The sequence below is a fragment of the Bacillus sp. FJAT-14266 genome, assembly GCF_001719225.1.
Taxonomy (GTDB): Bacteria; Bacillota; Bacilli; order Bacillales; family Bacillaceae; genus Bacillus; species Bacillus subtilis.
In genome coordinates this window covers 3,972,084-3,991,801 of the sequence record NZ_CP017072.1, presented here as the reverse complement: position 1 = coordinate 3,991,801, position 19,718 = coordinate 3,972,084, and the positions used below count along the sequence as shown (strand labels likewise).

Here is a 19,718-nt window from a genome sequence, read left to right as displayed (position 1 = left end):
TTGATGAATCTGATCAGAATCGAATTAAGAAAAATGAAAATGGGCTGGTATATCAGAGGTGCCCTTATTGCCAACGTGATCATTATGGGTTTTATGTGGCTGATCAGTTATTCCGAAAAAGCCGATGGCGGGGTTTCGTTCCAAAGTACGGATGAAGCATTCCTCATCATCGGCACCTTCGTCAGAGCGGTATTTATCGTATTTGGCGCTGTGCTGATCGTAAAATTGGTGATTTCGGAATATAAAAACAAAACCATTCTTGTGATGTTCACGTACCCGATCAGCCGTAAAAAGCTGCTCACCGCTAAGCTCATGATCGCGGGCGGACTGACGTTTATCACGATTTTACTTTCAAATATACTCATAGCCGCCGGTTTCTTTTGGCTGAACTCGATCTACCATTTCATACCGGGAGAGCTTACTTCCAAGATCATTTCTCAACAGGCGGTCAAAATGGCGGTTTTCGCTTTTGGCGCCGCTGGAACCAGTTTAGTTCCCATCTTTTTTGGGATGCGTAGACACTCGGTTCCGGCGACCATCATTTCATCTGTAGTAATTGTGATGCTCATCAGCTCAACAAGTCCGGGCTTCTCGATTTCATCTGTTGTGTATATCCCGTTATCGTTAGCGGCATTCGGATTGTTCTTTTCCTACATGGCGATCAGGAATGCGGACAAGCAGGATGCGTAAACAAAGGCGCCCAATATGTATAAAAGGCCGATGCTGTCAGCATCGGCCTTTCCATTATGAGTCTGTTCTTGTTTCAAGATAATGCTTCTTGCCAATCTCTTTGCTCATCATATAGAAATGGAAGCAATATTCACCGATTGCCATGACAATCGCGCCGAATAAAGCCGCCAATGCAACTTCACCGCCAGTCATCCCCATAGAAAGCGGCATGCCCATCAGCCAGATCACGAGAAAGGCCAAACCAAAATCAGCCAAAGTTGCAATCATATTATTCCATTTCGGCAATACATAAAGATCGCCCAGTAAATAAGAAATAACCCCTAACACAATCGTCATTAGCAGCGTATCACCAAACGTGAACCCAAAGCCCAGACCAAGCACCAGATACAACACAATAATCGTCATAATACCTTTAATAGCGAGCGCTTTCACATGTGTCATTACAATTCCTCCTTTTGTCATTTGATTTGTTATGTATAATTCCTCAAATGTAAAAAGTTAAACCTTATTTCTTTTCGGAGACGGGTGCAAATCTGCTGGGGAGGGGTCAATGATGTGAATCAGGAATTGAGGCTGCGGCGCTTCGACAGCGGAAATGTGAAGCTTGTACTGCACCGGACGCTGCTTTGATGCCCAACAGCCCATTATGTTTGCTGTTTTTAGATGAATAAATTTAAAAACTTCTCCTGTCCCTCCGTCATCACTTCTGAAGTAATGAAATATGATGAAAAGAGATCAAGGGGAGGTGACGTGATGGCGGTCGTGAGAGCAACGAGTGCGGATGTCGATTTGATGGCAAGGCTGCTCAGAGCGGAAGCGGAAGGTGAAGGCAAGCAGGGGATGCTGCTTGTCGGCAACGTTGGAATTAATCGGCTGCGGGCGAATTGCTCAGATTTTAAAGGCCTCCGCACCATCAGGCAGATGATTTATCAGCCACACGCGTTTGAGGCTGTGACTCATGGATATTTTTATCAAAGAGCGCGGGATAGCGAGCGTGCCCTTGCACGCCGGTCGATTAATGGTGAAAGGCGCTGGCCTGCAAAATTTAGTTTATGGTACTTCAGGCCGCAGGGGGACTGTCCAGCCCAGTGGTATAACCAGCCGTTTGTGGCCAGATTTAAGTCACACTGCTTTTATCAGCCGACGGCGGAGACGTGTGAAAATGTATATAACACATTTTAGAGACAGGACACCGTTCAAATTGAACGGTGTTTTTCTTTGAAAAGATGCAATGCAAAATATTCCTGTGAGATAATCAAAGAAAAAAGAGCTGACGGAGATGACAGAATGGCAACAATTGACCTGCAAAAGAAAAGTGTAAAGATCGTACTGGAGAAAAAGCAGTTAACGAAGGTGACGGCTCGTGTTGGACTGGTTCTTGATATTACGGGATCGATGAGACCGCTCTACAAAAACGGGACGGTTCAAAATGTGGTGGAGCGGATTTTGGCAGTGGCTGATCAGTTTGATGATAACGGTTTGCTGGATGTATGGGTGTATGATAATGAATTTTCCCGATTAAAGCCAGTTTCAGAAAAGGATTTTTCGGGCTATGTCGATCGTGAAATTTTAAATAATGACCGCTTGCATAAATTCGGCAGAAATGATGAGCCGCCAGTCATGAAGGACGTGCTGCGCAAATATGTTACGGAGGAACCGAGCTCGTATCCTGCTTTCATTGTTTTTATCAATGACGGGGGCTGTAAAAAGTCAATCAAACCGATAATTGAAGCTTCTTCTGATAAACCGGTGTTCTGGCAGTTTGTCGGCATCGGAAACGGAAACTTTGATTTTCTCAATAAACTGGATACGTTAGAAGGGCGTGTCATTGATAACACGAACTTCCTGCATATCGAAGAGATTGACCGCATTTCTGATGATGAGCTTTATGATGCTCTGCTTGCTGAATTTCCATTTTGGCTGAAAGAAGCGAAGGAAAAAGGGATTGTAAGAGAACAAGAGCCTCCTGCTGAAAAGCCGAAAAAGAAGGGCTTTTTCAGCAGATTGTTTTCGAAATAACTGATAAAGAGCACTGAGTCATTCTGCGAAATGGCTCGGTGTTTTTGTTTTTTTAAGATCATGTGAAGAAAAATAGGCCGAATGGGCGGCTTGCAAACGACAGGATATGCAGAAAACGCGTCATTCAGCCAGCTTTCGGCATGTTTCAGCAGCAGGCTTGTGAGGGAAGACCTGTTTTTAATGTTCAGCGCTTACAATCAGTTCACACTTCTTCACAGTCGTTTAACAATGATTTCCTATAATGGAGACGATCAATGAGGAGAGAGGGGATCTTGAATGGCATACGACAGTCGTTTTGATGAATGGGTACAGAAACTGAAAGAGGAAAGCTTTCAAAACAATACGTTTGACCGCCGCAAATTTATTCAAGGAGCGGGGAAGATTGCAGGACTTTCTCTTGGATTAACGATTGCCCAGTCGGTTAGGGCCTTTGAAGTAAATGCTGCGCCTAAATTCTCAAGCTATCCGTTTACATTAGGGGTAGCGTCAGGTGATCCGCTTTCTGACAGTGTCGTGCTTTGGACACGTCTGGCACCAGATCCGCTGAATGGCGGGGGAATGCCGAAGCAAGCAGTGCCTGTCAAATGGGAGGTCGCAAAGGATGAGCATTTCCGCAAAATCGTAAGAAAAGGCACTGAAATGGCTAAACCAAGTCTTGCCCATTCCGTTCATGTGGAAGCGGACGGGCTTGAGCCAAACAAAGTGTACTATTACCGTTTCAAAACCGGTCATGAACTAAGCCCTGTCGGAAAAACAAAAACACTGCCTGCCCCTGGCGCCAATGTGCCGCAAATGACCTTTGCATTTGCTTCCTGCCAGCAATATGAGCACGGATATTATACGGCCTACAAGCATATGGCAAAGGAAAAGCTTGATCTTGTCTTCCATCTCGGTGATTACATATATGAATACGGCCCAAATGAATATGTATCAAAAACAGGCAATGTCCGCACGCACAACAGCGCGGAAATCATTACGCTGCAAGACTATCGGAACCGTCACGCTCAATACCGTTCTGACGCCAATCTTAAAGCTGCACATGCGGCATTCCCTTGGGTTGTAACTTGGGATGACCATGAAGTTGAAAACAACTATGCCAATAAAATACCTGAAAAAGGACAGTCGGTTGAAGCATTCGTGCTCCGCCGCGCGGCAGCATACCAGGCATACTATGAACATATGCCGCTCCGCATTTCCTCTTTGCCGAATGGCCCAGATATGCAGCTGTACCGGCACTTTACGTACGGAAACCTGGCGTCCTTCAATGTGCTTGATACCCGCCAGTACAGGGACGACCAAGCCAATAACGACGGCAATAAGCCGCCTTCTGATGAATCGCTCAATCCGAATCGGACCCTGCTTGGAAAAGAACAGGAGCAGTGGCTCTTCAACAATTTGGGCAGCTCGACAGCCCACTGGAATGTGCTGGCGCAGCAGATTTTCTTTGCCAAGTGGAATTTCGGGACAAGCGCAAGCCCGATCTACAGCATGGATTCGTGGGACGGCTACCCGGCTCAGCGCGAACGGGTGATCAATTTCATTAAAAGCAAAAATCTGAATAATGTTGTCGTACTGACAGGTGATGTACACGCAAGCTGGGCATCGAATTTGCATGTCGATTTCGAGAAGACAAGTTCAAAAATATTCGGAGCCGAATTTGTCGGAACCTCGATCACATCCGGAGGAAACGGCGCCGATAAGCGGGCGGATACGGACCAAATTTTAAAAGAAAATCCGCACATCAAGTTCTTTAACGACTATCGCGGATATGTCCGCTGTACAGTGACGCCTCACCAGTGGAAAGCCGATTATCGGGTGATGCCGTTTGTGACCGAGCCGGGCGCAGCCATTTCCACGCGGGCTTCATTCGTTTACCAGAAAGACCAAACTGGGTTGAGAAAGGTATCATCCACAACAATCCAAGGCGGGGTGAAGCAATCCGATGAGGTCGAAGAGAATCGTTTCTTTGCGCACAACAAAGCCCACGAAAAACAAATGATTAAGAAGCGGGCAAAAATCACGAATTAAGGAGTGGAAATTATGTTTTCAAACATTGGAATACCGGGCTTGATTCTGATCTTCGTCATCGCCCTCATTATTTTTGGCCCTTCCAAGCTGCCGGAAATCGGGCGTGCCGCCGGACGGACACTGCTGGAATTTAAAAGCGCCACAAAATCACTTGTGTCTGGTGATGAAAAAGAAGAGAAATCAGCTGAGCTGACAGCGGTAAAGCAGGACAAAAACGCGGGCTGAATGCTGATGAGGCAGACACCGGGTCTGCCTCTTTTTTTATGAAAGGGAGGGCTTTTTTGAATGGATAAAAAAGAAACCCATTTGATCGGGCATTTAGAAGAGCTTCGCCGCCGGATTATCGTAACCCTCGCGGCATTTTTTCTATTTCTCATCACGGCTTTTTTGTTCGTACAGGACATTTATGACTGGCTAATCAGGGATTTGGATGGAAAGCTGGCTGTGCTTGGGCCGAGTGAAATCCTCTGGGTGTATATGATGCTTTCCGGCATTTGTGCCATTGCGGCTTCTATCCCTGTTGCCGCGTACCAGCTGTGGCGTTTCGTTGCACCGGCGCTGACGAAAACGGAGCGCAAGGTGACGCTCATGTACATACCAGGTTTATTTGCGTTGTTTTTGGCGGGCATCTCCTTCGGATACTTTGTCTTGTTTCCGATCGTGCTCAGCTTTTTGACTCATTTATCCTCCGGCCACTTTGAAACGATGTTTACGGCTGACCGCTACTTTCGGTTTATGGTGAATTTGAGCCTGCCGTTCGGCTTCTTGTTTGAGATGCCCTTGGTGGTGATGTTTTTAACAAGGCTGGGCATCTTAAATCCTTACAGACTGGCCAAAGCGAGAAAGCTGTCCTATTTTCTGCTGATTGTCGTATCTATATTGATTACACCGCCTGATTTTATTTCTGATTTTCTCGTGATGATCCCGCTTCTTGTCCTGTTTGAAGTGAGTGTCACCCTATCGGCGTTTGTCTACAAAAAGAGGCTGAGGGAAGAAACAGCGGCGGCCGCTTAGTGCAGCGTACCGCCCGGTGACTTCACATCCTCATCATATTGTGCGGCCGTAACAGCGGCGATTCTCAATGCCCGGACAATCGTGTCCAGGCTGAGGCTCGGCGCTGTTTTGTCGATTGTTTGCTGCGGAATGTAAGGAATATGAATAAAACCGCCGCGAATGTGCGGGGATGTCCGGCTAATGTGATCCATTAACCCGTAGAACAAATAGTTGCATACAAAGGTCCCCGCTGTGTAGGAAACCGCAGCTGGAATGCCGTGTTCCTTCATCTTAGCAGTTATTCGTTTCACGGGAAGCCCTGTCCAGTAAGCGGCGGGCCCATCTGGAGAAATCTCTTCATCAATCGGCTGATGTCCTTCGTTATCGGGGATTCGCGCATCTGCAAGATTGATCGCCACCCGTTCCGGTGTAACCTGCATCCGTCCTCCTGCTTGGCCGACACAAATTACGATATCCGGCTGATGTGTTTGAATGGCTTGGCGCAGAGTGTCCAGAGCGGATCTAAAGACGGTTGGAATTTGTTCCGCTGTAATAATGGCTTCTTCTGTCTCGAAGCCATTAAGCCGTTTCGCTGCTTCCCATGATGGATTGACGGTTTCTTTGTCAAAAGGGTCAAAGCCAGTGATCAGCACTTTTTTTCTCATCTTCTCATCTCCTTTTTCTTTTATTCTATTGTTTATTTATGGGTTTTTCATCAAAATAATGTAAAGGAGTGAATCATAATGGAGCATTTACCGCAGCAGTATCGTCATTTATTCCCAACCTTGCAGACGCATACGATGCTTGCCAGCTGTTCTCAGAGCGCATTGGCAGAGCCTGTATCAAGGGCGATCCAGGATTATCATGATAGCCTGCTGTATAAAGGGACGAACTGGAAAGAAGCGATTGAAAAAACAGAGTTTGCGAGAAACGAGTTTGCAAAGCTGATCGGGGCTGAACCGGATGAAGTGGCGATTGTGCCGTCAGTTTCTGATGCGCTGGTTTCTGTAGCATCGTCCTTAACTGCATTTGGAAAGAAGCACGTTGTATATACAGATATGGATTTTCCGGCGGTGCCTCATGTTTGGCAGGCACACTCCGATTATACCGTATCCGTCATTCCATCAATAGACGGTGTGATGCCGCTCGAACAGTATGAAACGCATATTTCGGATGAAACAGTACTGACGTGTGTTCCTCACGTTCATTATCGTGACGGCTATGTTCAGGATATAAAAGCGATTGCCGAGATTTCTCAGAGAAAGGGCTCTTTATTGTTTGTAGATGCTTATCAATCAGCCGGGCATATTCCCATTGATGTGAAGGAATGGGGCGTAGATATGCTGGCAGCAGGCACCCGGAAGTATTTGCTCGGCATACCGGGTGTGGCGTTTCTTTATGTGAGAAAGGAGCTGGCTGACGCACTGAAGCCGAAAGCATCAGCTTGGTTCGGCAGAGAGAACGGATTTGATGGGGCTTATGCAAAAGAAGCGCGCCGTTTTCAAACGGGCACCCCAGCTTTTATCAGCGTATACGCAGCTGCAGCGGCTTTATCGCTGCTGAATCATATTGGGGTTTCTCATATCAGAGATCATGTGAAAACGATCTGTGCCGATGCAGTTCAATATGCCGCTGAAAAAGGCCTGCAGCTGGCGGCGGCACAAGGTGGGGGTCAGCCGGGCATGGTTGCGATCCGGGATGAGCGGGCATCGGAAACGGCGGCGTTGCTGAAGAAGAAAAAAGTGATTTGCGCGCCGCGGGACAATGTCATCCGTCTCGCTCCCCATTTTTATAATACGAAGGAGGAAATGCGGCACGCGATTGATGAAATCGCGGCGAAAACGATCCACAAGTAAACATAAAAAAAGCCCCTGAACACTAGTCAGGGGCTTTTCATATTAATGATCTACCTTCACGCGCTTCATAAAGAAAGCGCCAATTAAACCGATAATGGCAACAATCATTGCAAACACAAATGCGTGCTGTACACCCGCTGTCAAAGCTTGCGGGATGACTGCCGGATCGGCAGGGTTTTTAACTGTACTCATATAATCATGCTGGCCTGCAGCCATAATGCTGACCGCAACCGCTGTTCCGATAGCGCCAGCCATTTGCTGCAGCGTGTTCATAATGGCGGTGCCGTCTGGATAAAATTCGCGCGGCAGTTGGTTTAAACCGTTTGTCTGTGCAGGCATCATGATCATAGAAATCCCGATCATCAAGCAGGTGTGCAGGATGATAATCAGCACAGCTGTTGAAGTGGTCGTGACATTTGAGAAGAACCATAGTACAACGGTGACAATCACAAATCCCGGAATGACAAGCCATTTCGGCCCGTATTTATCGAACAAGCGGCCTGTAACAGGGGACATAAATCCATTTAAAATACCGCCCGGCAAGAGAACAAGACCAGATGCAAATGCAGTCAGGACTAAGCCGCCTTGCAGATACATCGGCAGAAGCAGCATAGATGACAGAATGACCATCATACAAATGAACACCATGATCACACCCAAAATAAACATCGGGTATTTGAACGCACGGAGGTTCATCATCGGCTGCTTCATTGTCAGCTGGCGGATTGAAAATAGGATAAGGCCGACAACGCCGACAATCAGCGACACGATAACAGTCGGGCTGGACCATCCCCCGGAGCCTTCACCCGCGTTGCTGAATCCGAACACAATGCCGCCGAAGCCAATCGTCGACAGGATGATAGACAATACATCGATTTTCGGCTTTGTCGTTTCAGATACATTCTGCATATATGCGATACCGAAAACAAGCGCCAGCACAAGGAACGGAAGAGAGATCCAGAAAATCCAGTGCCAGTTGAGATGCTCCAGAACCAATCCTGAGAAAGTTGGGCCGATGGCGGGCGCGAACATAATGACAAGACCGATCGTTCCCATTGCGGCGCCCCGTTTATGAGGCGGGAAAATCACCAGGATCGTGTTAAACATCAGCGGCAGTAAAAGACCGGTTCCAAGTGCCTGAACGATCCTTGCCGCTAATAAAAACGGGAAGCTTGGCGCGAGTGCCGCGATCAAGGTTCCTATAATTGAAAAGATTAGTGACACGGTAAAAAGCTGTCTTGTTGTGAACCACTGCAACAGCAGTCCTGAAACAGGAACAAGGATACCGAGTACAAGCAGGTAGCCCGTCGTTAACCATTGGACGGTTGCCGCTGTAATGTTCAATTCCTTCATAAGGTCGGTTAACGCAATATTCAGTGCTGTTTCACTGAACATGCCGATAAAACCGGCCAACAGCAAGGAAATCATAATCGGCATCACTTTGTATTGCTGAGATGCTTTAGCTGTTGTTTCCAAAATTATTTCCCCTCTCTATCAACTGCATGTAGTATGTCGTTTTTTTATCTCTTCAGCAGGTCAGGAATGCAGCTGGAGATATGAAGGAGCGGCGTACTGTTTTTTGCCGTCAAAGATAAAAGAATACCGCCTTCAATCATCGCGTTAACCACAGTGCTGGCTTCTTTTGCACGGCTCTCGCTGCAGCCAGTCTGCTGCAGTTTTTCCTCATATACAGAGGCCCATTCTTTGTAGGCTTCATGACAGGCTTCGCGCAACGGTTCGCTTTTCAATGACGTCTCAGCCGCTAGCAAGCCCACAGGCAAGCCTTCAATGTCTTCCGTACATGAAAACTGGCAGGAGAGCTCCTTCAAAAAGGCTTGAATGCCTTCCGCTGGATCGGTGCAGGCTTCCATGCAGTCCGCGATTTTCTGACGGATATACTCCTTCATCTCATTCACGGCTTCGATCGCAAGCTGTTCTTTACCCCCGGGAAAGTGGTAGTAAAGAGAGCCTTTAGGCGCGCCGCTTTCCTTTATAATCTGGTTCAGCCCCGTGCCGTAATACCCTTGCAGCTGAAAAAGCCGGGTAGCTGCCGAAAGGATTTTCTCACGGGAATCTCCATAACTCATAACATTCCCACCTTACTGAATTGCAATCAAAAATATAGTGACTGGTCTATTATCTTGATTCAATCATCAATTGTCAAGAAAAATTCATTGTATGAAAAGACAAAAAGAGAAGGATATGACAACAAAAAATACTGAGAGAAAAGCTGACTGATCTTTTGACTGAATAGATAAAATGTACAATGATTAATCATCATATGGATGTAAGGAGAGAAATAGATGAAAAAACAACGAATGCTCGTACTTTTTACCGCACTATTGTTTGTTTTTACCGGATGTTCACATTCTCCTGAAACAAAAGAATCCCCGAAAGAAAAAACGCAGACACAAAAAGTCTCTTCGGCTTCTGCCTCTGAAAAAAAGGATCTGCCAAACATTAGAATTTTAGCGACAGGAGGCACGATAGCTGGTGCCGATCAATCGAAAACCTCAACAACTGAATATAAAGCAGGTGTTGTCGGCGTTGAATCACTGATCGAGGCAGTTCCAGAAATGAAAGACATTGCAAACGTCAGCGGCGAGCAGATTGTTAACGTCGGCAGCACAAATATTGATAATAAAATATTGCTGAAGCTGGCGAAACGCATCAACCACTTGCTCGCTTCAGATGATGTAGACGGAATCGTCGTGACTCATGGAACAGATACATTGGAGGAAACCGCTTATTTTTTGAATCTTACCGTGAAAAGTGATAAACCGGTTGTTATTGTCGGTTCGATGAGACCTTCCACAGCCATCAGCGCTGATGGGCCTTCTAACCTGTACAATGCAGTGAAAGTGGCAGGTGCCCCTGAGGCAAAAGGGAAAGGGACGCTTGTTGTTCTTAACGACCGGATTGCCTCAGCCCGATATGTCACCAAAACAAACACAACCACAACAGATACATTTAAATCAGAAGAAATGGGCTTCGTCGGAACAATTGCAGATGATATCTATTTTAATAATGAGATTACTCGTAAGCATACGAAGGACACGGATTTCTCGGTTTCTAATCTTGATGAGCTGCCGCAGGTTGACATTATCTATGGATACCAAAATGACGGAAGCTACCTGTTTGACGCTGCTGTAAAAGCCGGAGCAAAGGGGATTGTATTTGCCGGTTCTGGGAACGGGTCTTTATCTGACGCAGCCGAAAAAGGGGCGGACAGCGCAGTCAAAAAAGGCGTCACAGTGGTGCGCTCTACCCGCACGGGAAATGGTGTCGTCACACCAAACCAAGACTATGCGGACAAGGACTTGCTGGCATCGAACTCTTTAAACCCCCAAAAAGCACGGATGTTGCTGATGCTTGCGCTTACCAAAACAAATGATCCTCAAAAAATCCAAGCTTATTTCAATGAGTATTGAAGAAAAGAAGGCGAATAAGCCTTCTTTTTTTTGGCTTTTTAGGACCAATAATGACCTCTGAATCTTAAAATTTCTTTAAAAATAAGCCAAAATTACCCTTTACTTAATTAATTTGGTAACGTAATATAATTGGAGAATTTGTTACAAAAAAAGGAGGATATTATGAAATTTGTAAAAAGAAGAATCATTGCACTTGTAACAATTTTGATGCTGTCTGTTACATCGCTGTTTGCGTTGCAGCCGTCAGCAAAAGCCGCTGAACACAATCCAGTCGTTATGGTTCACGGTATTGGAGGGGCATCATTCAATTTTGCGGGAATTAAGAGCTATCTCGTATCTCAGGGCTGGTCGCGGGACAAGCTGTATGCAGTTGATTTTTGGGACAAGACAGGCACAAATTATAACAATGGACCGGTATTATCACGATTTGTGCAAAAGGTTTTAGATGAAACGGGTGCGAAAAAAGTGGATATTGTCGCTCACAGTATGGGGGGCGCGAACACACTTTACTACATAAAAAATCTGGACGGCGGAAATAAAGTTGCAAACGTCGTGACGCTTGGCGGCGCGAACCGTTTGACGACAGGCAAGGCGCTTCCGGGAACAGATCCAAATCAAAAGATTTTATACACATCCATTTACAGCAGTGCCGATATGATTGTCATGAATTACTTATCAAGATTAGATGGTGCTAGAAACGTTCAAATCCATGGCGTTGGACACATCGGCCTTCTGTACAGCAGCCAAGTCAACAGCCTGATTAAAGAAGGGCTGAACGGCGGGGGCCAGAATACGAATTAATGAAAAACAAAACCTTGAAGAATGCTATTCTTCAAGGTTATTCTGCTTTCAGCACAATGGTTTTCGCAGCCATATCATGAACGGTTTGTTTTTTCTTCGTAAATGCGGCAGTCAAATAGATCAGGCGGGAGAACACATGCACCCACGCTATGATGTAGCGGACAATCGCCTGTAGGAGAGAAATTTTCTCGTGTGTTTCGTCCCTCACGATTTGCAGCCCGATGATTTTTTTGCCCAGTGTGCCCTTCCAATTTGTCAGCGGCATCAGCAAAGGGTACACAATCAGCATCAATATGGCGACAATAATGACACCGGCGGACCCATCGCCAAACGTAAATCCGGCTGCCAAAATCACTGCTGCGGCAATGATTACATCAAGTAAAAGAGCGCAGGCGCGCAGCATGAAACCAGCTAGTTCCAATAGAAACACTCCTTAAAATGTTAAATAAACACCTAATGATTGTAAAAAAGAAGGGCCTAAAGTGGGAATAGGTGATAAGCCTTAAATCACAAAAGTTGGTGAAAATGTCATAGGTAAATTGGCATAATCAGCCAGCTTATCACATTACCAAATTCTTTTTTAGCCCGAAACCAAGCCCTCAGAAGTTATTTTTGTTAAAATAGAAAAGTTACAACAGAATTCGGAGGGTTTATTGTGGGAAAAGTGAAACGAAATGCCCCTTGCCCATGCGGCAGCGGCAAGAAATATAAAAAATGCTGCGGAAGTAAAGTTGTCGACTTCCCGGCGGAACTAGCGGCAAAAGAAGCGAAACAAATTCAGGAAGACTTAGTGGAGTATGCCTTCACAGTACATAGAGAAAGCATTTCAGGCTTTATCAACCAGCATGATTTTCTTTCTGCTATGGACAGACAGACGAAAGACATCAGCGTATTTAACTTAGGAATCTGGGGAATCTTCTTCCACCCGCTTGCTGGTGAGAAGACAATCTTCGAAGAGTACCTTCAGAAAAAAGGCGATTCGATCACTCGTCCGAAAACGCGTGAGATCGTAGAATCATGGCAGAGCATGACGCCTGCTTTATTGCTGCTGAAGGACCTGAAGGAAGGCATCATTCACTTTGAAGATGTCATTACGGCAAAACAATTCGAAGTGGAAATGGACGCCAGCAATCAAGACCTTCCTCCAGTGGGAAGCCTGATTCTTGGATACCCAATCCACGAAGCGGAAAAAGCAGAATTCTTCATGCAGTTCACGATCTTCCCGGTGAAGAGAACAGAAGCGCTGATCAGCAAGGTGAAGAAATATGCGGATGCCGCTGTGAAGGAAGGCAAAACGCCGGAGGACTTCATGAAGCAGGAATTCAACAACGTTCTGTTCGCGTTGTTAGCTGAGAAAGATGAAGAGCCACAAGCAGAGAAAGCGGAAGTAAGCACTGTTGAGTGGGCAAACGACTTGGAGAAAGAAACCGCTGCGGCTATTGAAGAAGGCATGAGCGGGGAAGAGTATCCGACTGAATTGATCCCAGCTGTTATTGACATCTGGAAAACATTCTGCGAGAAAAAATCACCTGTCATCAGAAAGCCGGAAGCTTTTGCGGCGGCAGTTGAATATTATGTAAACGCGATTTCTCTTAACGGCGCGTCCGTTTCTCAAGCTAAACTGGCGAAAAAATACGGCGTCAGCGCATCAACGATTTCCAGCCGTTACAAAGAAATTGAAAGCACGCTGCAAGATGAAGCAGATCGTTTTGCCCAAGCGTTATCCTCATAATGAAAAAAACCTTGAAAAGCCGGGCTTTTCAAGGTTTTTTTATTTCTGAAACGGAATTTTGATTTCTAACCGGAAGATGGGGTGGCGGTAGGTAAAATCCAGCCTGCCAAAAGCGCCCTTCACCAGTTTTTGAATGATATATGTGCCCATGCCTTCATGAGCGCCGTTTTTCGTTGAGCAGCCAAACGCTTGATAAATTGTATCGAGCACTTTTGGGTCCATCCCGGGAGTGCTGTTTTCACAAGTCAGTACATAAAGTCCGCTGCGCAGTGAAGTCTCCAGTTTAATCTCTGCTTTTTCTCGGGTCTCCGCTGCGCTGTCGAGCGCATTTTCTAATATGTTGCCGACCAAGCTGACCTGATCAGCAGGCGAAAACGGAAGGGAAGAAAGCGGTGTATGCATATGCAGCGAAACACTCACATTCGAGGCGCGGGCTTTTTCTAAAAAATCATAAAGCACCCCTGCAACGTACGCGTTCTCTCCTTTCAAAAAACGGTCATATTGACTGAATTGATCCGCCCAGTTTTGAATATATGCTTGTGTATCTGCCTTGGGCTGAGCTGATTTGATTGCAGTGATATGTTTCATTGTGTCATGATTCCGGCTTCTGACATCAATCAGCATTTGATTGGCGTGCTGTTCAGCTTGAGTCAGCTTATCAATTTGATCAGAAAGCCTTGCCTGTAAAGCAGACTGTCCGATACGGAGCCCTTCACACCCTGCAAATATCGCGATTACACATAATGCCTGCATGATGTCTGTGCCGATCAGCACCACTCCCGTCGACATCACTTGAATCACGGCAATCCATGCACAAAGCCCTGAGGAACAGTGTTTCCACACCCGCTTCGTATTCCAAATGTACAATCCTGCAGCAGCTGCGCCTAAAACAGCGGTGAGCCAAGAGACGGCTGTGCTGTGTGAAAAAGCAGCAGCTCCCTGATAACATATGAAACTAAATAAAACCAGATAAAGACATTGAAAAAGGGTAATCACGTTCTGAACTCCTCAAAAGTAGTAGTTTTGAAAATAATCAAGCTGCTGCTTGGTGATCATCGCTTTTTTAGACGTTCCCTCAAAGGAAACTGTGAATGAATGCTTGGTATAAGCGGAAAAATGCTTTATGTAATGAATGTTGATAATAAAGGAACGATGCGAACGAAGAAAATCTTTTTCGGGCAGGTCGCCTTTAATATCATTTAATGTTTGATACGTTTGCACCTCTTCGGCGGTTGTCACAATCGTCGTCGAACGTCCCGTCCGTTCTGCGAAAATAATATCCTTCTTTTGCAGGACGTGCATTTCAGACTTTTGCTTTATCAATATACGCCCATTCAAACTCGTTTCCGTTTTCTTTTTCAAGTAGCGGTCGAAGGAAGCGGCCAGACGGTCGGCATAGTACGGCTTCATAATATAATCATGGACATTTAGGTCAAAGGCGTGAACCGCATAACCGCCGTGACCGGTAACAAAAATCACATCCACATCAAGTGAATGGGATTTGATCAAATCAGCAAGCTCGTAGCCAGACATATGGGGCATCTCGATATCGGCAAGCAGAAGATCAATGTCTCCGTTCTTTACCCGCCTGTAGGCTTCCTTCGCTGAATCGGTGGAAAAGACAATTTCGACGTCCTGCATTCTGGACACGATCGCTTCCAGCTTCTCTAAATCTACTCGATAATCATCTACAAGTCCGACTTTTACCATTATCATTCCCCTAGTTACATAGAATCATCTTTATTCTATCCCATTTCGCGACATAAAAAGAACTCTTCGCGACAACTTTATCCAACTAATCCAGCTTTTCGTATATAGTCATTACTAGAAATAAAGATAAGGGAGATTGTGACATGATTACACTGACCGATTGCAGCCGCAGGTTTCAGGATAAGAAAAAAGTAGTCAAAGCGGTGCGAGATGTAAGCTTAACAATTGAAAAAGGAGAAGTCGTCGGCATTCTCGGAGAAAACGGTGCCGGCAAAACGACGATGCTGAGAATGATTGCTTCCTTGCTTGAACCATCACAGGGTGTAATCACAGTAGACGGCTTTGACACGGTCAAGCAGCCGGCTGAAGTCAAAAAAAGAATCGGTGTCTTATTCGGAGGAGAAACCGGGCTTTACGACAGGATGACCGCTAAAGAAAATCTCCAATACTTCGGCAGGCTGTATGGGCTGAACCGCCACGAGATCAAAGCAAGAATAGAAGATTTATCGAAACGGTTCGGCATGCGCGATTATATGAACCGGAGAGTGGGCGGGTTTTCGAAAGGCATGAGGCAGAAAGTCGCCATTGCCAGAGCGCTGATTCACGATCCGGACATCATTTTATTTGATGAGCCGACAACTGGGCTTGATATTACGTCAAGTAACATCTTCCGCGAATTTATACAGCAGCTGAAAAGAGAACAAAAAACGATTCTTTTCTCCAGCCACATTATGGAGGAAGTGCAGGCGCTCTGTGACAGTGTCATCATGATTCACAGCGGAGAGGTGATTTACCGAGGGGCACTTGAATCACTATACGAGAGCGAGCGCAGTGAGGATTTGAATTACATCTTTATGTCTAAGCTTGTCAGGGGGATTTCTTAAATGCTGAGCCATATTTATAAAAAAGAAATGATCGACGCTTTGCGCGACAGAAAAACGATATTACTCACAATCTTAGTGCCGATGATTATGATGCTTGGACTTGTCTTCTTTTATGAAAGCATGCTGTCCGACAAAGGGGAGCAGTACACGCTGGCTGTCGGCCATTCGCTTCCGCCCGCACTGGAAAGCAAGCTTAATGAGATTGACGAAATCAGCGTAAAAACATTTGCAAAGCCTGAAGAGGCAGTTGATGAAGGAAAAGCAGATGCCTATCTGAACGTCCCGAAAGAGTTCGACTCATATGTCAACAGCATGACACCTTTTAAGGTTGATGTTTACGGCAATTCAATCGATCAAGGGTCGTCAAATGCCATGCAGCTTGTGCAGTCTGCCTTAGATCAGTACAAAAATGAAATTGTGCAGCAACGTTTAACAAATAAGCATATTGATCAATCGGTGATCCAGCCGTTTACAATTCAGCAAAAGGAAGCGGATGAGGAGAAAGGGACTTCCGCTATTATGCTTTCCGCCATTCTGCCCATGCTGATTCTGACTTCCATTGTTTCCGGCGCAATGCCGATCGCTCTTGATATCATGGCCGGTGAAAAGGACCGAAAGTCAATCGAGGCGCTGCTATTAACGCCAGTCAGCAGAAACAAAGTGCTGGTCGGCAAGTGGCTTGCGGTTTCCACTTTTGGCGTGGCTTCAGGTGTATTTGCTTTGGTGTTTTTGATTTTGTCCACCGTGTTATTTACCGAAAATTTAAAAACGGCCTTCCAGCTGGGAGATCATATGTGGAGTGTAATCGGCGCTTCAGCCTTAATCATTGTGCTCTCTGCATTGCTGATATCTGCGATGGAGCTTTTCATCAGCATCATGTCCAGCTCGGTAAAAGAAGCGCAAAGTTATATGTCTCTCGTCGTCTTTCTGCCTGTGTTCCCGATGTTTTTCATCTTCAGCAAGGCACCGAACCAATTTGACTTATCATACTTTCTCATCCCGTTTCTGAACCTGCATGCGTTATTTAAACAGCTTTTATTCGGGATGGTTGACCCGGCTGCCATTTTGTCTACGTCAGGAACCATCGCCGTGCTCATCGCCATCTTCTTTTTACTAGCCAGAGCCTGCTTCCTGAAAGACAAATGGGTTCTCCCAAAATAAACTTGCGAAAGGAGAAATACACTTTCTCCTTTTTGTATATCCTGAAAAAAGAAGGAAAATAGAAAAAGGATATCTAATACAAAAAGTGACCCTGCACTATTTTTCATCAAAATTGGTTTCAAAGGAGAAGGAACAATGGATCAAACACGTACACTCGGCAAAACGAAGCTGAAGGTGAAGCGGATCGGATTCGGCGCGAATGCGGTCGGCGGGCATAATCTATTTCCAAATCTAAATGATGAAACAGGGAAGGATTTAGTGCGCACGGCATTGGATGGCGGCGTCAATTTTATCGATACCGCCTTTATATATGGATTGGGGAGATCTGAAGAATTAATCGGCGAAGTCGTACAGGAACGCGGCGTGCGGAATGAGCTCATCATCTCCACCAAAGGAGCTCATAAAGAAGTGGACGGCAGCATTGAATTAGACAATAGCCGGGAGTTTCTTCGCAGCGAGGTCGAGAAGAGCCTGAAGCGGCTGAAAACAGATTACATTGATTTGTATTATGTTCACTTTCCGGATGGAAAAACACCTCTCGCTGAAGTGGCGGGCACTTTGAAAGAGTTGAAGGATGAGGGGAAAATCAAAGCAATCGGCGCTTCGAACCTCGATTATCAGCAATTGCAGGATTTTAATGCTGATGGCTATTTGGAGGTCTTCCAGGCCGAATATTCTCTCATACAGCGTGATGCCGAGAAAGAGCTTCTTCCATACTGTGAAAAACAAGGCATCTCCTTTATTCCTTACTTTCCGCTTGCGTCCGGACTGCTGACAGGAAAATTCACGCGAGACACAGTCTTTGATGACTTCAGAAAGGATAAACCTCAATTTCAGGGTGAAACGTTTATCCACAATCTCAAAAAAGTAGATAAGCTGAAAGCAGTAGCGGAGGAAAAACAAGCGGATACGGCACATGTCGCCTTGGCGTGGCTGTTAACGAGACCGGCGATTGATGCCATTATTCCAGGAGCTAAACGACCTGAGCAATTACAGGATAACCTGAAAACCTTGAACATTGAACTCACCGAAGACGAAGTGAATTTCATCAGCGACATTTTTAAATAAAAAGGAAATAGCCGTCAAGGCTATTTCCTTTTGGTGTTTTATTCTTTGATGAATGCTTCGACTAATTCTGCTGCTCTGTAATCATCCATATCAAGCTGCCATTGGTCGATGTCATTTTTCTTCATTTTCACTTCAACTGTTTTTTCAGATGAAGCAGGTCCAAGCTTTTTGAATTCCTCAGGATAGACTTGAAGCGCGTATTTCACTGCCTCTTCATAGCTGGCACTAGAGTTTTTACTGTAGTAGTCTTTCACTTTGTCTTCGATACGGTCTGAAAGAGAAGATGCATCTACAGGTTTAACTGTGGCTTCAACAATTGCTTCGTCTTTAGAGATTGAAGTCGTTTTTGCCTGAATGGAAGAGTTTTTGCTTAATCCCTCTTTAATGCCGTTCACGATATTATCAAGCGCTTTGCTGTCCGCATATGTGCTGGAAAGGCCGGAAGCTGAGAGATAACCGTCTTTGGCTGATTCATTGAAATCATTTACAATTTCATTTTTGTTAGCGCCGGTGATTTTTTCGAAATCGGCGTTATCTTTGCCGAAAAGAAGGACATCAACATAAGCTGATAACGCTTTTGCAGAATCTTGGAGCTTATCTGCCGTCGCCAGGATTTTTTTGTCTTTTCCGTCAATTTTAAAAGTAACTGATTTTGGCTTTTTATCACCGTAAGATTCCGGCGTATAGTTAAGCTCGTATTGCTTGCCTTTATCTACAACGAAGAAAAGATTTCCTTCAACGGATTTGTCAGCGTTAATCGTGCTGCCCTGAAGCTTTTCGCTATAGTCTTCAGGGTCTGTGTCAGACATTTTGGTATCACCTTGATACAATGTGAAATCCATACTGTCTACATTCAGCGGGTCTTTTCCTGTGTTTTTCACCGCGACATTGACTTTTAACACAAGCTGGTCATCTGAAGTGGACTTATCATATTTAGACGGAAGTGTGTAAGAGACATCCTTGATTTTGACTTGAGCTATATCTGAGCTTTTTTCTGTTTCTGATTCTTTCTTCTCCGCGCTTGTTTTGCTGCCGGAACAAGCAGCTGTAAACATCATCAGCAGAAGAATTAGGAAAACAGCGTACGTTTTTTTCTGAAACATTCATTTTTCCTCCTCAAATGGTTTAGGAAAGGGGAGTCTTTTGTCTTTGAGAAATGGATCTTTTTGAATGGATTAGCATCATATAACCAAAAAAATCAGTTCTTTTCTCACGGTTTTCACCGGATTTTCTGGAAACTCCGCCCTCCTTTGTCATGAATGGACCTATAAAAAGTTACAACGGAATTAATTTTAAGATTATTAGCTTTTATATTGAATAGGTTCATCATCCTATTTTTGGTGAA

Annotated in this window: 24 protein-coding genes; 14 read left to right on the top strand and 10 right to left on the bottom strand. The window is 45.3% G+C overall.

Annotated elements, in window-relative coordinates; genetic code table 11:
• Positions 1-3 precede the first annotated feature (3 nt).
• Positions 4-690, top strand: a complete 687-nt coding sequence (locus BGM23_RS20595; RefSeq protein WP_082359962.1) for an ABC transporter permease — start codon at positions 4-6, stop codon at positions 688-690.
• Here the strand turns inward: BGM23_RS20595 and BGM23_RS21970 are convergent.
• Together BGM23_RS21970 and BGM23_RS20590 are read right to left on the bottom strand one after the other, a co-directional pair.
• Positions 651-785 carry a hypothetical protein gene (locus BGM23_RS21970; RefSeq protein ID WP_124073449.1) on the bottom strand — a complete coding sequence of 45 codons (135 nt, stop codon included), beginning with the start codon at positions 783-785 and terminating at the stop codon, positions 651-653. The genes BGM23_RS20595 and BGM23_RS21970 overlap by 40 nt on opposite strands.
• Entirely contained in the window at positions 745-1,131 is a 387-nt protein-coding gene (locus tag BGM23_RS20590) for a YndM family protein (RefSeq protein ID WP_003246313.1), read from the bottom strand. The genes BGM23_RS21970 and BGM23_RS20590 overlap by 41 nt, the downstream gene beginning before the upstream one ends.
• Before the next feature lie 312 nt (positions 1,132-1,443).
• Between BGM23_RS20590 and cwlJ the strand changes: the two genes are divergently transcribed.
• The 6 genes from cwlJ (at position 1,444) to tatC (ending at position 5,751) form a co-directional block, all read left to right on the top strand.
• On the top strand, positions 1,444-1,872 hold the full coding sequence (gene cwlJ / locus BGM23_RS20580; RefSeq protein ID WP_003246500.1) for a cell wall hydrolase CwlJ: 429 nt from the start codon (positions 1,444-1,446) through the stop codon (positions 1,870-1,872).
• Positions 1,873-1,977: 105 nt separating this feature from the next.
• A complete protein-coding gene (locus tag BGM23_RS20575) occupies positions 1,978-2,709 on the top strand; it encodes a vWA domain-containing protein (RefSeq protein WP_003246379.1) in 732 nt (243 codons plus the stop codon).
• An 81-nt stretch (positions 2,710-2,790) separates the two neighbouring features.
• Complete coding sequence (locus tag BGM23_RS20570; protein WP_003246278.1) at positions 2,791-2,967, top strand: hypothetical protein; 177 nt, start codon at positions 2,791-2,793, stop codon at positions 2,965-2,967.
• A gap of 18 nt (positions 2,968-2,985) precedes the next feature.
• Positions 2,986-4,737 (top strand): alkaline phosphatase PhoD, encoded by a 1,752-nt coding sequence (phoD, locus tag BGM23_RS20565; RefSeq protein ID WP_046664298.1) that lies wholly within the window; start codon positions 2,986-2,988, stop codon positions 4,735-4,737.
• 12 nt (positions 4,738-4,749) lie between these two features.
• Positions 4,750-4,962: a sec-independent protein translocase protein TatAD gene (tatAD, locus tag BGM23_RS20560; RefSeq protein ID WP_003223835.1), complete on the top strand. Its 213-nt coding sequence runs from the start codon at positions 4,750-4,752 to the stop codon at positions 4,960-4,962.
• 60 nt (positions 4,963-5,022) lie between these two features.
• A complete protein-coding gene (gene tatC / locus BGM23_RS20555) occupies positions 5,023-5,751 on the top strand; it encodes a twin-arginine translocase subunit TatC (protein WP_014475692.1) in 729 nt (242 codons plus the stop codon).
• On the opposite strand, the gene pcp is transcribed toward tatC, so the two are convergent.
• Entirely contained in the window at positions 5,748-6,395 is a 648-nt protein-coding gene (gene pcp, locus BGM23_RS20550; RefSeq protein ID WP_046664297.1) for a pyroglutamyl-peptidase I, read from the bottom strand. The two genes, tatC and pcp, sit on opposite strands and share 4 nt — an antisense overlap.
• A 78-nt stretch (positions 6,396-6,473) precedes the next feature.
• Between pcp and BGM23_RS20545 the strand changes: the two genes are divergently transcribed.
• Positions 6,474-7,586 carry an aminotransferase class V-fold PLP-dependent enzyme gene (locus BGM23_RS20545; protein ID WP_046664296.1) on the top strand — a complete coding sequence of 371 codons (1,113 nt, stop codon included), beginning with the start codon at positions 6,474-6,476 and terminating at the stop codon, positions 7,584-7,586.
• Positions 7,587-7,628: 42 nt separating this feature from the next.
• Here BGM23_RS20545 and lmr(B) read toward each other — a convergent pair whose 3' ends face one another.
• Both lmr(B) and lmrA read right to left on the bottom strand, forming a co-directional pair.
• Positions 7,629-9,068 carry a lincomycin efflux MFS transporter Lmr(B) gene (gene lmr(B) / locus BGM23_RS20540; protein WP_032728901.1) on the bottom strand — a complete coding sequence of 480 codons (1,440 nt, stop codon included), beginning with the start codon at positions 9,066-9,068 and terminating at the stop codon, positions 7,629-7,631.
• 38 nt (positions 9,069-9,106) lie between these two features.
• A complete protein-coding gene (lmrA, locus tag BGM23_RS20535) occupies positions 9,107-9,673 on the bottom strand; it encodes a transcriptional regulator LmrA (RefSeq protein ID WP_029726972.1) in 567 nt (188 codons plus the stop codon).
• A 216-nt stretch (positions 9,674-9,889) separates the two neighbouring features.
• Between lmrA and ansZ the strand changes: the two genes are divergently transcribed.
• Both ansZ and lipA read left to right on the top strand, forming a co-directional pair.
• Entirely contained in the window at positions 9,890-11,017 is a 1,128-nt protein-coding gene (gene ansZ / locus BGM23_RS20530; RefSeq protein WP_046664295.1) for an asparaginase AnsZ, read from the top strand.
• 162 nt (positions 11,018-11,179) lie between these two features.
• Positions 11,180-11,818, top strand: a complete 639-nt coding sequence (gene lipA / locus BGM23_RS20525; RefSeq protein ID WP_003246250.1) for a lipase EstA — start codon at positions 11,180-11,182, stop codon at positions 11,816-11,818.
• Between the two features lie 37 nt (positions 11,819-11,855).
• On the opposite strand, the gene BGM23_RS20520 is transcribed toward lipA, so the two are convergent.
• Positions 11,856-12,239, bottom strand: a complete 384-nt coding sequence (locus BGM23_RS20520; RefSeq protein ID WP_017695030.1) for an RDD family protein — start codon at positions 12,237-12,239, stop codon at positions 11,856-11,858.
• A gap of 234 nt (positions 12,240-12,473) precedes the next feature.
• On the opposite strand from BGM23_RS20520, the gene BGM23_RS20515 reads away from it, so the two are divergent.
• Positions 12,474-13,550, top strand: a complete 1,077-nt coding sequence (locus BGM23_RS20515) for a helix-turn-helix domain-containing protein (protein WP_003234762.1) — start codon at positions 12,474-12,476, stop codon at positions 13,548-13,550.
• A gap of 39 nt (positions 13,551-13,589) precedes the next feature.
• Here BGM23_RS20515 and natK read toward each other — a convergent pair whose 3' ends face one another.
• Both natK and natR read right to left on the bottom strand, forming a co-directional pair.
• Positions 13,590-14,546: a two-component system sensor histidine kinase NatK gene (gene natK, locus BGM23_RS20510; RefSeq protein WP_029726974.1), complete on the bottom strand. Its 957-nt coding sequence runs from the start codon at positions 14,544-14,546 to the stop codon at positions 13,590-13,592.
• A gap of 12 nt (positions 14,547-14,558) precedes the next feature.
• On the bottom strand, positions 14,559-15,260 hold the full coding sequence (gene natR, locus BGM23_RS20505; RefSeq protein ID WP_003234759.1) for a two-component system response regulator NatR: 702 nt from the start codon (positions 15,258-15,260) through the stop codon (positions 14,559-14,561).
• Between the two features lie 143 nt (positions 15,261-15,403).
• Here natR and natA point away from each other — a divergent pair, with 143 nt between their 5' ends.
• The 3 genes from natA to BGM23_RS20490 all read left to right on the top strand — a co-directional run bounded on the left by natA (position 15,404) and on the right by BGM23_RS20490 (position 18,373).
• Entirely contained in the window at positions 15,404-16,144 is a 741-nt protein-coding gene (natA, locus tag BGM23_RS20500; RefSeq protein ID WP_015252894.1) for a sodium ABC transporter ATP-binding protein NatA, read from the top strand.
• Positions 16,145-17,305, top strand: coding sequence for a sodium ABC transporter permease NatB (gene natB, locus BGM23_RS20495; RefSeq protein ID WP_003234755.1), 1,161 nt, complete (start codon positions 16,145-16,147; stop codon positions 17,303-17,305).
• A gap of 135 nt (positions 17,306-17,440) precedes the next feature.
• Positions 17,441-18,373: an aldo/keto reductase gene (locus BGM23_RS20490; RefSeq protein WP_015715197.1), complete on the top strand. Its 933-nt coding sequence runs from the start codon at positions 17,441-17,443 to the stop codon at positions 18,371-18,373.
• A 38-nt stretch (positions 18,374-18,411) separates the two neighbouring features.
• Here BGM23_RS20490 and BGM23_RS20485 read toward each other — a convergent pair whose 3' ends face one another.
• Together BGM23_RS20485 and BGM23_RS21965 are read right to left on the bottom strand one after the other, a co-directional pair.
• On the bottom strand, positions 18,412-19,476 hold the full coding sequence (locus BGM23_RS20485; protein ID WP_003234750.1) for a DUF4352 domain-containing protein: 1,065 nt from the start codon (positions 19,474-19,476) through the stop codon (positions 18,412-18,414).
• A 22-nt stretch (positions 19,477-19,498) separates the two neighbouring features.
• Entirely contained in the window at positions 19,499-19,630 is a 132-nt protein-coding gene (locus tag BGM23_RS21965) for a hypothetical protein (protein ID WP_003246334.1), read from the bottom strand.
• Positions 19,631-19,718: the final 88 nt, after the last annotated feature.

Excerpts from the sequence above, each read along its gene's own strand:
- BGM23_RS20595 (WP_082359962.1), top strand. The coding sequence starts at position 4 with ATGAATCTGATCAGAATCGAATTAAGAAAAATGAAAATGGGCTGGTAT.
- BGM23_RS20590 (WP_003246313.1), bottom strand. The coding sequence starts at position 1,131 with ATGACACATGTGAAAGCGCTCGCTATTAAAGGTATTATGACGATTATT.
- cwlJ (WP_003246500.1), top strand. The coding sequence starts at position 1,444 with ATGGCGGTCGTGAGAGCAACGAGTGCGGATGTCGATTTGATGGCAAGG.
- BGM23_RS20575 (WP_003246379.1), top strand. The coding sequence starts at position 1,978 with ATGGCAACAATTGACCTGCAAAAGAAAAGTGTAAAGATCGTACTGGAG.
- BGM23_RS20570 (WP_003246278.1), top strand. The coding sequence starts at position 2,791 with ATGGGCGGCTTGCAAACGACAGGATATGCAGAAAACGCGTCATTCAGC.
- phoD (WP_046664298.1), top strand. The coding sequence starts at position 2,986 with ATGGCATACGACAGTCGTTTTGATGAATGGGTACAGAAACTGAAAGAG.
- tatAD (WP_003223835.1), top strand. The coding sequence starts at position 4,750 with ATGTTTTCAAACATTGGAATACCGGGCTTGATTCTGATCTTCGTCATC.
- tatC (WP_014475692.1), top strand. The coding sequence starts at position 5,023 with ATGGATAAAAAAGAAACCCATTTGATCGGGCATTTAGAAGAGCTTCGC.
- pcp (WP_046664297.1), bottom strand. The coding sequence starts at position 6,395 with ATGAGAAAAAAAGTGCTGATCACTGGCTTTGACCCTTTTGACAAAGAA.
- BGM23_RS20545 (WP_046664296.1), top strand. The coding sequence starts at position 6,474 with ATGGAGCATTTACCGCAGCAGTATCGTCATTTATTCCCAACCTTGCAG.
- lmrA (WP_029726972.1), bottom strand. The coding sequence starts at position 9,673 with ATGAGTTATGGAGATTCCCGTGAGAAAATCCTTTCGGCAGCTACCCGG.
- ansZ (WP_046664295.1), top strand. The coding sequence starts at position 9,890 with ATGAAAAAACAACGAATGCTCGTACTTTTTACCGCACTATTGTTTGTT.
- lipA (WP_003246250.1), top strand. The coding sequence starts at position 11,180 with ATGAAATTTGTAAAAAGAAGAATCATTGCACTTGTAACAATTTTGATG.
- natR (WP_003234759.1), bottom strand. The coding sequence starts at position 15,260 with ATGGTAAAAGTCGGACTTGTAGATGATTATCGAGTAGATTTAGAGAAG.
- natA (WP_015252894.1), top strand. The coding sequence starts at position 15,404 with ATGATTACACTGACCGATTGCAGCCGCAGGTTTCAGGATAAGAAAAAA.
- natB (WP_003234755.1), top strand. The coding sequence starts at position 16,145 with ATGCTGAGCCATATTTATAAAAAAGAAATGATCGACGCTTTGCGCGAC.
- BGM23_RS20490 (WP_015715197.1), top strand. The coding sequence starts at position 17,441 with ATGGATCAAACACGTACACTCGGCAAAACGAAGCTGAAGGTGAAGCGG.
- BGM23_RS20485 (WP_003234750.1), bottom strand. The coding sequence starts at position 19,476 with ATGTTTCAGAAAAAAACGTACGCTGTTTTCCTAATTCTTCTGCTGATG.
- BGM23_RS21965 (WP_003246334.1), bottom strand. The coding sequence starts at position 19,630 with ATGACAAAGGAGGGCGGAGTTTCCAGAAAATCCGGTGAAAACCGTGAG.